The organism is Stappia sp. TSB10GB4 (genome assembly GCF_900185745.1).
Lineage (GTDB): Bacteria > Pseudomonadota > Alphaproteobacteria > Rhizobiales > Stappiaceae > Stappia.
The window spans coordinates 1-12,947 of record NZ_FYAV01000061.1; the positions used below are offsets into that span (position 1 = coordinate 1).

Genomic DNA, 12,947 nt, shown 5'->3' on the forward strand with positions numbered 1-12,947 from the left:
GCCGCCCAGCCGCGCGCCGCCATGCCGCAGCGCCCGGCCCAGCCGCAGGCCCAGCCGGTGATGCGTCCGGCCCCGGCGCGCCCGGCCGCCCAGGGTGCCGCCGGCCAGCTTGATCTGACCGGTCGCCCGGCGCCGCAGCCGCGCAACCTGTCGGAAGAGGACCAGTTGGAGATCCCGGCGTTCCTGCGCCGTCAGGCCACCTGACGGCGAGGCTCGCGACACTCCCTCAACGGGCGATCCGGCTCCTCACCGGATCGCCCGCCCTCGTGCGCGCATCAGAATTTTCTTAGATATTTCAATGCTCTCTTTTTCTGTAAAACGTTACATATCGTAACAAAGCTTTATTTCTGATCCCTCACCACAACCCGTATGGTCACCCTGCGATTGACGGGGTTCGCGAATCGCGCGTGGCCTTCCGGCAGCCGGTCCTTCGGCGGTTTCGGGGCCAATCGGCCTCGCCATCGCGGACGCGTTTCAGGGTCCCGCAGTTTCAGGATCTCGCAGACAGGGCGATCTGGTGATGAAGGTATCTTCCGACCGGCAGACGACACTGGCCGGTTCCGTCTCTCTGCAGGGAATCGGCGTTCACTCCGGCAACCGGGCGGAGGTGACGCTGCATCCGGCGGATCCCGGCACGGGCATCGTCTTCACCAACCGCAATCCGCAGACCGGCGCCGAGATCGAGTTTCCGGCGCATTGGCGCGCCGTCTCCGCCACCGCCCTTTGCACCGTCCTCGGCGATCCGGCCACCGGCGGGGTCTCGACGGTCGAGCATTTGATGGCGGCGCTGCGCGGTCTTGGCGTCGACAATGCCATCGTCGAGATGGACGGACCCGAGATGCCGATCATGGACGGCAGCTCCGATGCGTTCGTCGAGGCGATCGACTCGGTCGGGCTTCGCCGGCTGACGGCCGTGCGCCGCTACATCCGCGTCAAGAAGGCCGTTCGCGTCGACCAGGGCAGCGCCTGGTGCGAGCTGCGCCCGCATGAGGGCTGCCGCTTCGACGTGACCATCGATTTCGATGCCGAGGTGATCGGCCGCCAGTCGATGGTGCTGGACCTGACGCCGGGCAACTTCCGCACCGAGCTGTCGCGCGCCCGCACCTTCGGATCGGTGCAGGACGTGAAGAAGCTGTGGTCGATGGGCTTTGCCCTCGGCTCGTCGCTGGACAATTCCGTGGCGATCTCCGACGGCAAGGTGATGAACCCGGAAGGCACCCGCTGGCGCGACGAGTTCGTGCGCCACAAGATGCTGGACGCGGTCGGCGACCTGGCCTTGGCCGGCCTGCCGTTCCTGGGGCTCTATCGCTCCTACAAGGGCGGCCACCGGATGAACTATGCCATCCTGGTCGAGCTGTTCGAGAATGCCGGCAAGGACGCCTTCGAGATCGTCGAGGGCACGTTCGAGCGGCCGGTGATGGCGCCGGTCCTGGAAATGCCGATGCTGGCGATGGCGCAGGGCGCCTCCTGAGCGATCCTGGGCGAGCGGGCCGCGTCGGCATGGCGAAAACGACATCGCCGAAAACGACAGGCCACAAAAAAGCGACAAATGTCCCTCACATGGCGTGACGTGGTCGGGTGTTTTCCGTTAGAACACGCGCAGATCGGACCCGAGGGCGCGCCATCACGGTGCCCCCGCCGGTCACTCCGGATTGTCCGGGCGGGCCGAACAGGTCCGAGTTCGAGGAGTGAGTTGACGTGATGGTGGCAGTGTCGAGTTCCAAGGCGAGGGAAACCGTGTCCAGCGGTCTGCGCAAGGCCCGGATCGCCTCTGTCGCCCTGCTTGCGATCACCCTTGCCGCCTGTTCCTCGACCAAGGACGACGACGACTTCTCCACCAACGACACGCCGCCGGAAGTGCTGTTCAACGAGGGCCTGTCGCTGCGCAACGAGGGGCGCCTGTCGGATGCCCGGCTGAAGTTCCAGGAAGTCGACAAGCTCCATCCCTATTCCGAGTATTCCCGCAAGGCGCTGATCAACCTTGCCTTCCTGAACTACTCGTCCGGCAAGTATCCGGAGGCGATCACCGCCGCCAAGCGCTTCACGACGCTCTATCCGGGCAGCGAGGACAGCGCCTACGCGCTCTACATCATCGGCCAGTCCTACCACAAGCAGATCCCGGACGTGACGCGCGACCAGGAGATGACGCAGCGGGCGCTTGCCGCCTATGGCGAGCTCATCCAGCGCTTCCCGGACTCCGAATATGCCAGCGACGCCGCCGCCAAGGTGCGGGCGGCCCAGGATCAACTCGCCGGCAAGGAAATGGAAGTCGGCCGCTACTATCTGAAGCGCAAGCACCAGATCGCCGCGATCAACCGCTTCAAGGTGGTGGTCACCAACTACCAGACGACCCGCCATATCGAGGAGGCACTGTTCCGCCTCACCGAGAGCTATTATGCGCTCGGCGTCGTCAACGAGGCGCAGACCGCGGCCGCCGTGCTCGGCCACAACTATCCCGACAGCCAGTGGTACAAGGACGCCTTCAGCCTGCTGAAGACCGGCGGCTATTCCCCGAGCGAGGATTCGGGAAGCTGGATCAGCCGCGCGTTCAAGGGCATCTCGCTCTAATCACCCGACTCTGAAGTTCGTCACATGTCTCGGCATGCTCTGAACGAACTTCAGATTCAAAGGGTGACCAGAGCATATTCCGTTCAGATCGAACCGATCTGAATGACGAGAATATGCTCCAGGTATTGAATCTGGAGCGATTTCTTATCGATCAGGTGACTCCACCTGATCGGAAATCGCTCTAGCAAATCTATGTTTCTAGTGTGGTTTTCCAATTTGAAATACGCTCACCGGCACGCTGCAAAAATGAGGCGTATTTCAAATTCACCACACTAGCATCCACGTCGGTAATGGCTTGCCGCTGCGTGGCCAGTTTGGCATTGCGGGGGCGGGGCACCACCAGCTACACCTGATGCGGTTTCCCGTGCGCGTCGCCGCACATGTCCAGTCCGGCCCGGTCACCCGCTCGCATGCTCGCTGCGCTTGCCATTCGAGATATCGTCCTGATCGACCGGCTCGATCTCACCTTCGGTACCGGCATGTCGGTGCTGACCGGCGAGACGGGCGCGGGCAAATCCATCCTGCTCGATGCCCTGAGCCTTGCCCTTGGCGGGCGCGGCGATGCCGGCCTGGTGCGCCACGGCCAGGCGCAGGGCCAGGTGACGGCCGCCTTCGACGTGCCGATGGCGCATCCGGTGCGCGCGATGCTGCGCGAGAACGATCTTGAGGCCGATGGCGACGTCATCCTGCGCCGGGTGCAGGCGGAAGACGGCCGCAGCCGCGCCTTCATCAACGACGCGCCGGTGAGCGTTGCCCTGCTGCGGCAGGCGGGCGGGCTGCTGGTCGAGATCCACGGACAGAACGAGGCGCGGGCCTATACCGATCCGGCGGAGCACCGCCGGCTGCTGGATTCCTTCGGCGGCTGCGAGGCGGAGTGCGCGGCGGTCGCCAGCGCCCATGCGGCGATGCGCAAGGCGGCGCGCGCGCTGGCCGAGCAGGAGGAGCGGATCGCGGCGGCGCGGCGCGAGGCCGACTACCTGCGCGCCTCCGCCGAGGAGCTGTCGAAGCTTGCGCCGGTCGCCGGCGAGGAAACCGAGCTTGCCGATCGCCGCCAGTCGATGATGCAGGTGGAGAAGATCGCAGGCGATCTCGGCGACTCCTTCGACCTGCTGAACGGCACGGCCTCGCCCATTACCGAGATCGCCGCGCTGTGGCGGCGGCTGGAGCGCAAGGCCGAGCAGGCGCCCGGCCTCTTGTCCGGGCCGGTCGGTTTCCTCGCCGAGGCGCTGGACCGGCTGGAGGATGCGCGTGCGGGCCTGGAAGCCGCGGTGCGCGAGACGGAGTTCGATCCGCGCGCGCTGGAGGCGACCGAGGAGCGGCTGTTCGCCTTACGCGGGGCGGCGCGCAAGTTCCAGGTGCAGGTCGACGACCTTCCGGCCCTGCGCGAGCGGTTCGAGGCCGATCTTGCCGCGCTCGATGCCGGCGAGGAGGCGCTGGCCGGCCTGGCCGCCGCGGCCGAGGCGGCGCGCGCCGACTATGACGCGAAGGCGGCGGCCCTGAGCGAGCGGCGGCGGGCGGCGGCCAAGTCGCTGGAAGAGGCCGTTTCCCGCGAGTTGCCGGACCTGAAGCTGGAGCGGGCGCGCTTCCTCGTCAACCTGGAGAGCGACCCGGACGCCCGATCCCGCGAGGGCATCGACACGGCCGAATTCTGGGTGCAGACCAACCCGGGCACGCGGCCGGGGCCGATGATGAAAGTCGCTTCCGGCGGCGAGCTGTCGCGCTTCCTGCTGGCGCTGAAAGTGTCGCTGGCCGACAAGGGCTCGGCGCCGACGCTGGTCTTCGACGAGATCGACACGGGCGTCGGCGGCGCGGTGGCGGAGGCCATCGGCAGTCGGCTGGCGCGGCTTGCCGGCAAGGTGCAGGTGCTGACCGTCACCCATGCGCCGCAAGTGGCGGCGAAGGCGGGCGGGCACTTCCTGATTCTCAAGGAAGATGCCGGTAAGGACCGGGTGGCGACCAGGGTGCGGCGGATCGATGTCGATCACCGGCGCGAGGAGATCGCGCGGATGCTGGCCGGCGCCACGATCACCGACGAGGCCCGCGCGGCGGCCGACCGGCTGCTGGCCGACGCGCCGCGCGCTTAAGCGGCCGAACCAAGGCTGGAAAAGCGCGCCGCCGCCCTTTGCCTTGCCCGATCCCGGCGCCATACTTCCTGTCGCGAGCCGGGCGGCGAACGTCCGGTCCCGAGCCGCACGATCCGATGCCAGCAAGATGCGATCCCCCATGTCCGACAACGATCTTTCGTCCCGCGCCGTCGAAGACCTGACCCTGGAAGAGGCCGCGCTGGAGCTGGAACGGCTGGCGCAGGAGATCGCGGTTCACGACCGGCGCTATCACGGCGAGGACGCGCCGGTCATTTCCGATGCCGACTATGACGCGCTGAAGCGGCGCAACGACGAAATCGAAAAGCGGTTCCCGGACCTTGTGCGCTCCGACAGCCCGTCGCTGCGCGTCGGATCTGCACCGGCCGAAGGCTTCGGCAAGGTCACCCATGCGATCCCGATGCTGTCGCTGGACAATGCCTTTGCCGACGAGGACGTGCGCGACTTCTTCGGCCGCATCCGCCGCTTCCTGAAGCTCGATCCGCTGATGGGGGCGATTGCGGTGACGGCCGAGCCGAAGATCGACGGGCTGTCGCTGTCGCTGCGCTACGAGAAGCGGCGGCTGGTCAGCGCGGCAACGCGCGGCGACGGCACGGTCGGCGAGAACGTGACGCAGAACGCCCTGACCATCGAGGACATCCCCCAGCGCCTGCCGGATACTGCGCCCGACATCGTCGAGGTGCGCGGCGAGGTCTATATGCGCCACGAGGACTTCCGTTCGCTGAACGCGCGGATGGAGACGCAGGGCGGCAAGGTCTTCGCCAATCCGCGCAATGCGGCGGCGGGCTCCCTGCGCCAGCTCAATCCGGAGGTGACGAAGGCGCGGCCGCTGCGCTTTTTCGCCTATGCCTGGGGCGAGATGAGCGAGGTGCCGCGCGCCACCCAATACGAGATGGTGCAACTGCTCGGCGAGTGGGGCTTTTCGATCAACGACCGCATGGTCCGCTGCGAGAGCGTCGAGGAGATCCTTGCGGCCTATCACGGCATCGAGGAAGAGCGGGCGCTGCTCGGCTACGACATCGACGGCATGGTCTACAAGGTCGACCGGCTCGACCTGCAGGCCCGCCTCGGCTTCGTCTCGCGCGCCCCCCGCTGGGCCATCGCCCACAAGTTCCCGGCCGAGAAGGCCTTCACCGTGCTGCGCGGCATCGAGATCCAGGTCGGGCGCACCGGCGCGCTGACCCCGGTCGCCAAGCTGGAGCCGGTGACGGTGGGCGGCGTCGTCATCTCCAACGCGACGCTGCACAATGAGGACTATATCAAGGGCATCGGCCAGACCGGCGAGCCGATCCGCGGCGGCAAGGATATCCGGGTCGGCGACACGGTGCAGATCCAGCGCGCCGGCGACGTCATTCCGCAGATCGTCGATGTCGATCTCGACAAGCGACCCGCGGATGCCGAGCCCTTCGCCTTCCCGACCACATGCCCGGCCTGCGGCAGCCACGCGGTGCGCGACGTCAATGCCTCGAGCGGACGGATCGATGCCGTGCGCCGCTGCACCGGCGGGCTGATCTGTCCGGCGCAGGCCAAGGAAAAGCTGAAGCATTTCGTCTCGCGCCACGCGCTCGACATCGAGGGGCTGGGCGACAAGCAGGTGGAGTTCTTCTTCGACCTGGCGATGGAGGAGGGGGGTATCCGCCAGCCGGCCGACATCTTCACGCTGGCGGAACGGGATGCGGCCTCGCCGCTGATCAAGCTGAAGAACCGCGACGGCTGGGGCGAGACGAGCGCTGCCAACCTCTTCGCCGCCATCGACGCACGTCGCGAGATGCCGCTCAACCGGGTGATCTTCGCGCTCGGCATCCGCCATGTCGGCGAGGGCAATGCCAAGCTGCTGGCCCGCCACTATCTCGACTGGGAGAGCTTCGGCGCGGCGATGCAGGCGGCGGCGGACCCGGCGTCCGATGCCTTCGCCGAGCTGATGGCCATCGACGGCATCGGCGAGACCGTGGCCCGGGCGGTGGTCGAGTTCTTCGCCGAGAACCACAACCGCGAGGCGCTCGACGCGCTGCTGGCGCAGATCCGGCCGCAGGCGATGGAGCGGGTGGAGGCGAGCGCCAGCCCGGTCGCCGGCAAGACGCTGGTCTTCACCGGCACGCTGGAGAAGATGAGCCGCGACGAGGCCAAGGCGCGCGCCGAGGCGATGGGGGCGAAAGTCTCCGGTTCGGTGTCGAAGAAGACCGATCTGGTGATCGCCGGGCCCGGTGCCGGCTCCAAGCTGAAGAAAGCCGAGGAGCTAGGTATCGACGTCATCGACGAGGATGCCTGGATCGAGATGGCGGGGGGCTGACGGGCGGTTTCGCGGGCGGTCGGACGCCTTCCGTGGGCTCGGCCCTGCCAAGTGGCGGCAAACTTGCTATATTGGTCCAAACAGCGAACAGATTCGCGAAGACGCTCCGCGAGCCAACCCATCGAGCCCGAGATCCGACAGTCAATGCCCGATTCCCAAGGCGACCACCTTTCCGCCCTGCAGCGGAGCGCCACTCCCTCCGGCAGCGGCATTGCCGCGCGCGCGCGGGCAGCGCTCGGGCCGCGGCCGCCTGAGCCCGGCTCCTATCTCGACGGGCTGAACCCGGAGCAGCGCGAGGCGGTGGAAGCGCTGGACGGGCCCGTGCTGGTGCTGGCGGGGGCGGGAACCGGCAAGACCCGCGTCCTGACCACGCGCATCGGCCATATCCTGGCGACGCGGCGGGCCTTCCCGAGCCAAATCCTGGCGGTGACCTTCACCAACAAGGCCGCTCGCGAGATGAAGGAGCGGATCGAGCGGCTGATCGGCGAGAGCGCGGAAGGGATGCCGTGGCTCGGCACCTTCCACTCGATCTGCGTCAAGATCCTGCGCCGGCATGCCGAACTGATCGGCCTGAAATCCGGTTTCTCGATCCTCGATACCGACGACCAGATCCGCCTGATCAAGCAGATCATCCAGGCCGAGGGGCTGGACGACAAGCGCTGGACGGCGCGGGCCTTCGCCAGCCAGCTCGATGGCTGGAAGAACCGCGGCCTGACGCCCGACCAGGTGCCGGAGGGCGAGGCGCGCTCCTTCGGCAACGGCAAGGGCCGGGCGCTTTACGAGCAGTATCAGGAGCGGCTGTCGATCCTCAATGCCGCCGATTTCGGCGACCTGCTGCTGCATGTCATCACGCTGTTCCGCAACAATCCGGACGTGCTGGCCGAGTATCAGGCCCGCTTCCGCTTCATGCTGGTGGACGAGTATCAGGACACCAACATCGCGCAGTACCTGTTCCTGCGGCTGCTGGCGCAGGGCAACCGCAACATCTGCTGCGTCGGCGACGACGACCAGTCGATCTATGGCTGGCGCGGGGCCGAGGTCGACAACATCCTGCGGTTCGAGCACGACTTCCCCGGTGCCAAGGTGATCCGGCTGGAGCGCAATTACCGCTCGACCAGCCATATCCTGGCCGCCGCCTCGCATCTGATCGCCCATAACGAGGGGCGCCTGGGCAAGACGCTGTTCACCGACGTCGTCGACCCGGACGGCGAGGAAGTGCGCGTCAGCGTCGCCGCCGCCTGGGACTCCGAGGAAGAGGCCCGCGCCATCGGCGACGAGATCGAGGCGCTGCAATCCAAGGGGCACAGCCTTGAGAGCATGGCGATCCTGGTGCGCGCGTCGTTCCAGATGCGCGAGTTCGAGGACCGGTTCGTCACGCTCGGCGTCAACTACCGGGTGGTCGGCGGCCCGCGCTTCTACGAGCGCATGGAGATCCGCGACGCGATGGCCTATTTCCGCTGCGTCGTGCAGCCGGCCGACGATCTCGCCTTCGAGCGCATCGTCAATACGCCGAAGCGCGGTCTCGGCGAGGCCAGCCTGAAGCTGGTCCATGCCTATGCGCGGGCGAACCGCATCCCGCTCATGCAGGCGGCCTCGGACCTGTGCCAGACCGAGGAACTGAAGCCGAAGGCGCGCACGACGCTGCGCATGCTGCTGGCCGATTTCGACCGCTGGCGCGACCTGGTGCCGGCCATGTCGCATACGGAGCTGGCCGAGATCATCCTCGACGAGAGCGGCTATACCGAGATGTGGCGCAATGATCGCTCGGCAGAGGCGCCGGGCCGGCTCGACAACCTGAAGGAGCTCGTCCGCTCGATGGACGAGTTCGAATCGCTCGCCGGCTTCCTGGAGCATGTCGCGCTGGTGATGGACCGGGACGCGGGCGGCAGCAACGAGGCGGTGTCGATCATGACGCTGCATTCGGCCAAAGGGCTGGAATTCGATACGGTGTTCCTGCCCGGCTGGGAGGAAGGGCTGTTTCCGCACCAGCGCGCGCTCGACGAGAGCGGCCGCGCCGGGCTGGAGGAAGAGCGCCGGCTCGCCTATGTCGGCATCACGAGGGCGCGGCGGCGGGCGAAGATCTGGTTCGCCTCCAACCGGCGCATCCACGGCATGTGGCAGAGCTCGATCCCCTCGCGCTTCCTCGACGAATTGCCGGCCGATCATGTCGAGGTGGTGGAGCAGTCCAGCAATTACGGCGGCTATGGCGGCGGGGGATACGGCGCCAGCCGCTTCGACACGCGCGATCCCTTCAAGTCGAGCTATTCGACGCCGGGCTGGCAGCGGGCGCAGCGTTCGCAAGCGCAGGGCGGCGCTGGTGGTGGCGGGTTCGCCGGGCGGATGGGGTCGACCAGTGGCCGGCAGTCGGGCAGGCAGTCGGGCGGGCCGCGGATGATCGAGGGCGAGCTGGTCGCCAAGTCGGTGTCCGACACGCCTTCGGCATTCGCGATGGGCGAGCGGGTGTTCCACCTCAAGTTCGGCTATGGCGAGATCGTCGGCATCGAGGGCAACAAGCTGACCGTGCAGTTCGACAAGGCGGGCCGCAAGAAGGTGCTCGACAGTTTCGTCGAGAGGCACTGAGCGGCGCTCGTTTCGCTATCCGGTGCGAATGCGATTGATGCGGCCCGCTTGCGGGCGCTATAGGGCGGGCGCCGTTTCCTGTCTCCGGAGAGATCATGTCCACCATCCGTGTCCGCATCACCGCCCTCGAGATCGAGGCGAAGCGCATCTACGAGCTGCTGTCGCGCGACTTCGAGGATGACGGCAACCCGGTGACGGTGTTCGAGGCCTCGGCGGACGGGCGCGAGTGGACGGCCGAGATCTTGCTGTTCGACATGAACGCGAGCGAGGCCGCCGATCTGGTCAAGGACCGGCTGGGCGCGGATGCCTTCGCCGCGCCGGTCGAGGCGGTCGAGCTGGAAGATATCAATTGGGTGGAGAAGAGCCTTGAAGGCCTGTCGCCGGTGCAGGCGGGCCGCTTCTTCATCCACGGCTCGCATGACCGGGCGAAGCGCCCGCTCGCCGGCATTTCCATCGAGATCGAGGCAGCGCTCGCCTTCGGCACCGGCCATCACGGGACGACCGCGGGCTGCCTGATCGAGATCGACCGGCTGCTGACCCGCCGTTCCTATGCGCGGATGCTGGACCTTGGTACGGGCACGGGCGTTCTGGCGATCGCCATGGCGCGGCTGTCCCGCCGGCCGGTGCTGGCGACGGACATCGACCCGGTGGCGACCGTCACGGCGCGCGACAACGCGGTCCACAATCTTGCCGGTACGCTGGTGCGCACGGCGACGGCGGCTGGCGTCGACAGCCGCATCTTCGCGCAAGCCGGCCCCTTCGACCTGGTGGTGGCGAACATCCTCGCCCGACCCCTGATGCGCATGGCCGCCGGTCTGTCGGCGCGCATGACCCGCTCGGCGACGCTGGTCCTGTCCGGCCTGCGCGAGGAGGACGGACCGCGCATCCTCTTCGCCTATGGCACGCAAGGGTTCCACCTGGTGCGCCGGCAGAACCGTGATGGCTGGCTGACGCTGACGCTGGTGCGCGGTCGCCACGAGGGCTGAAACCGCGGAAACAGCCTGCCCCAAAAGGAACGGGCCCGGCGGAGGAACCGCCGAGCCCGTTTCTGTCCAGTCAGCGACCGCCGTATCAGAACGCGGAGGTCAGCGAGCTGTTGCGCTCCAGCTCCGCCCGGTCGTAGCCGTAGGCGGCGAGCGTGGCGTCGTCGAGCGACAGAAGGTAGCCGTTGACATAGCGGCGAGCCTGACGCTCACGGGCGGCGATCATCGAGTCGAGCGCCTTGCGGAACACGCTCTTGGAAGAGCTGCGCGATACGCTCGAGATGGCGGTGGTGGTCGTGGTGGCAATGGCCATGATCTTAAGTCTCCAGTTCGAGGTCTCTGTCTAGAGCTTCCTCCCTCAAACTCTCGAGACAGAGTATGGGGATCGCCGGCGCATGAGAAAAGGTCGATAAGTGCATGGCTGCGCTGCGATTGCTGCATGTGCGAATGCGTGATTTTGCAATGCGGTGCAGCACATGCCGAATTCCGTGGCGCTCCGGTGCCCGCCGGGTGTGCAAAAGCCGCCGCGACTCCTGTGCAATGCCCTTTCGCGACGGCTGCATTGGCGCTAGCGTCGTCGCATGTTCCAGTCCTTCGATAATGTCATCGACCCGTCCGTCGGTTCCGCGCGTTGCGCGGCGCTGCGGCGCGAGCTGGCCCGCAGGGGCCTCGACGGTTTCCTCATTCCGCGCGCCGACGCGCATCAGGGCGAATATGTGCCGCCCAGCGACGCGCGGCTTTTCTGGCTGACCGGCTTTGCCGGATCCGCGGGAATGGCGGTGGTGCTGGCGGATGCGGCGGCGATCTTCGTCGACGGGCGCTACACGATCCAGGTGCGCGAGCAGGTCGACACCACCGTGTTCCGGCCGATGCACCTGATCGAGACGCCGCCGTCCGAGTGGCTGGCCGAGACGCTACAACCGGGCCAGAAGCTCGGTTACGATCCGATGCTGCACACGGTCAATGGCGTCAAGCGGCTGGCCGAGGCCTGCGCCCGGGCCGGGGCGGAACTCGTCGCGGTCGAGGGCAACCCGCTTGATGCGGTGTGGGAGGACCGGCCGCAGCCGCCGCTCGGCCAGGTGCGGGTGCATCCGCTGGATTTCGCCGGCGAGGCGGCCGAGGAGAAGATCGCCCGCATGGCCGCCGAGGTGCGCCGCGCCGGCGGCGATGCCTTCGTCCTGACCCAGCCAGACTCGATCGCCTGGCTGTTCAACATCCGCGGCAGCGACGTGTCGCACACGCCGCTGCCGCTGTCCTTCGCCATTCTGCCGCGCGAAGGGCGCCCGCAGATCTTCATCGACGCCCGCAAGCTCACCAATGCCTCGCGCGACCATCTGGAGGCGCTGGCCGACATTGCCGAGCCGGGCGGGCTGACGGATGCGCTGAGCGCGCTTGGAGCTGCGGGCGCGACGGTGCTGGTCGATCCCGACTGGGCGGGCGATGCGCTGGCGAGCGCGGTGCTTGCCGCCGGCGGCACGGTGAAGCACGGCGCGGATCCGGTGACCAAGGCCAAGGCGGTGAAGAACGCGGCCGAGATCGCCGGGGCGCGGGCCGCACATCTGCGCGACGGGGCAGCGTTCGCCCGGTTCCTGTGCTGGCTCGACGGGGCGGCGGCGGCCGGCGGGCTCGACGAGATCGCGGTTGCCGAGCGGCTGGAGGCGTTCCGGGCCGAGACCGGCAAGCTGAAGGAAATCTGCTTCGACAGCATTTCCGCGGCCGGTCCCAATGCCGCGATCTGCCACTATCGGGTCGATCGGGGCAGCAACCTGCCGATCCCGGCAAACAGCCTGTTCCTGATCGATTCCGGCGCCCAGTATGAGGACGGCACCACCGACATCACCCGCACCATTGCCGTCGGCGCGGTGTCGCAGGAGCACAAGCGCCATTTCACGCTGGTGCTGAAGGGCCATATCGCGATTGCCACGGCGCGTTTTCCCGTTGGCACCAGCGGGGCGCAGATCGACGCGCTCGCCCGTATCGCCCTGTGGAAGGCCGGGCTCGACTTCGATCACGGCACAGGGCATGGGGTCGGCTCCTATCTCTCCGTGCATGAGGGGCCGCAGCGCATCGCCAAGACCGGCCATGCGCCGCTGGAGCCGGGGATGATCGTCTCCAACGAGCCGGGCTACTATCGCGACGGCAGCCACGGCATCCGCATCGAGAACCTGGAACTGGTGACGCCGGCGACGGCCATCGAAGGCGGCGAGCGGCCGATGCTCGGCTTCGAGACGCTGACGCTGGCGCCGATCGACCGGCGGGCGGTGGTTGTGGAGATGCTGAGCGCCGAGGAGCGGGCCTGGGTCGACGCCTATCACGCGCGCGTCCTGCGCGAGATCGGGCCGCTCGTCGACGAGGCGACGCGGGCGTGGCTGGAGCGGGCGACGGCGCCGTTATAAAGGGGGCCGCTGAAACGGGTGGGGGAGC

Annotated in this window: 8 protein-coding genes and 1 pseudogene; 8 read left to right on the top strand and 1 reads right to left on the bottom strand. The window is 67.6% G+C overall.

Going from position 1 to position 12,947, the window contains the following annotated elements; translation table 11 throughout:
• The 7 genes and pseudogenes from TSB10GB4_RS18030 to TSB10GB4_RS18060 form a co-directional block, all read left to right on the top strand.
• Positions 1-204 (top strand): annotated as a pseudogene (locus TSB10GB4_RS18030) (cell division protein FtsZ); the annotation flags it as partial.
• Between the two features lie 316 nt (positions 205-520).
• Positions 521-1,471, top strand: coding sequence for a UDP-3-O-acyl-N-acetylglucosamine deacetylase (lpxC, locus tag TSB10GB4_RS18035; RefSeq protein ID WP_186396892.1), 951 nt, complete (start codon positions 521-523; stop codon positions 1,469-1,471).
• A 230-nt stretch (positions 1,472-1,701) separates the two neighbouring features.
• The gene (locus tag TSB10GB4_RS18040) at positions 1,702-2,568 is read left to right on the top strand and encodes an outer membrane protein assembly factor BamD (RefSeq protein ID WP_186396946.1); all 867 of its coding nucleotides are present in this window, start codon (positions 1,702-1,704) and stop codon (positions 2,566-2,568) included.
• A 410-nt stretch (positions 2,569-2,978) separates the two neighbouring features.
• Positions 2,979-4,652, top strand: a complete 1,674-nt coding sequence (recN, locus tag TSB10GB4_RS18045) for a DNA repair protein RecN (protein ID WP_186396893.1) — start codon at positions 2,979-2,981, stop codon at positions 4,650-4,652.
• A 139-nt stretch (positions 4,653-4,791) separates the two neighbouring features.
• Positions 4,792-6,960 carry an NAD-dependent DNA ligase LigA gene (gene ligA, locus TSB10GB4_RS18050; protein WP_186396894.1) on the top strand — a complete coding sequence of 723 codons (2,169 nt, stop codon included), beginning with the start codon at positions 4,792-4,794 and terminating at the stop codon, positions 6,958-6,960.
• Between the two features lie 144 nt (positions 6,961-7,104).
• Positions 7,105-9,540 (top strand): ATP-dependent helicase, encoded by a 2,436-nt coding sequence (locus TSB10GB4_RS18055; protein WP_186396895.1) that lies wholly within the window; start codon positions 7,105-7,107, stop codon positions 9,538-9,540.
• Between the two features lie 95 nt (positions 9,541-9,635).
• Positions 9,636-10,526 carry a 50S ribosomal protein L11 methyltransferase gene (locus TSB10GB4_RS18060; RefSeq protein WP_186396896.1) on the top strand — a complete coding sequence of 297 codons (891 nt, stop codon included), beginning with the start codon at positions 9,636-9,638 and terminating at the stop codon, positions 10,524-10,526.
• A gap of 85 nt (positions 10,527-10,611) precedes the next feature.
• On the opposite strand, the gene TSB10GB4_RS18065 is transcribed toward TSB10GB4_RS18060, so the two are convergent.
• Positions 10,612-10,836, bottom strand: a complete 225-nt coding sequence (locus tag TSB10GB4_RS18065; protein ID WP_186396897.1) for a hypothetical protein — start codon at positions 10,834-10,836, stop codon at positions 10,612-10,614.
• 268 nt (positions 10,837-11,104) lie between these two features.
• Between TSB10GB4_RS18065 and TSB10GB4_RS18070 the strand changes: the two genes are divergently transcribed.
• Positions 11,105-12,919, top strand: coding sequence for an aminopeptidase P family protein (locus tag TSB10GB4_RS18070; RefSeq protein ID WP_186396898.1), 1,815 nt, complete (start codon positions 11,105-11,107; stop codon positions 12,917-12,919).
• Positions 12,920-12,947: the final 28 nt, after the last annotated feature.

Bases quoted from the DNA above. Each gene is read 5' to 3' on its own strand.
- lpxC (WP_186396892.1), top strand. From the start codon at position 521: ATGAAGGTATCTTCCGACCGGCAGACGACACTGGCCGGTTCCGTCTCT.
- TSB10GB4_RS18070 (WP_186396898.1), top strand. From the start codon at position 11,105: ATGTTCCAGTCCTTCGATAATGTCATCGACCCGTCCGTCGGTTCCGCG.
- TSB10GB4_RS18055 (WP_186396895.1), top strand. From the start codon at position 7,105: ATGCCCGATTCCCAAGGCGACCACCTTTCCGCCCTGCAGCGGAGCGCC.
- TSB10GB4_RS18060 (WP_186396896.1), top strand. From the start codon at position 9,636: ATGTCCACCATCCGTGTCCGCATCACCGCCCTCGAGATCGAGGCGAAG.
- TSB10GB4_RS18065 (WP_186396897.1), bottom strand. From the start codon at position 10,836: ATGGCCATTGCCACCACGACCACCACCGCCATCTCGAGCGTATCGCGC.
- TSB10GB4_RS18040 (WP_186396946.1), top strand. From the start codon at position 1,702: ATGGTGGCAGTGTCGAGTTCCAAGGCGAGGGAAACCGTGTCCAGCGGT.
- recN (WP_186396893.1), top strand. From the start codon at position 2,979: ATGCTCGCTGCGCTTGCCATTCGAGATATCGTCCTGATCGACCGGCTC.
- ligA (WP_186396894.1), top strand. From the start codon at position 4,792: ATGTCCGACAACGATCTTTCGTCCCGCGCCGTCGAAGACCTGACCCTG.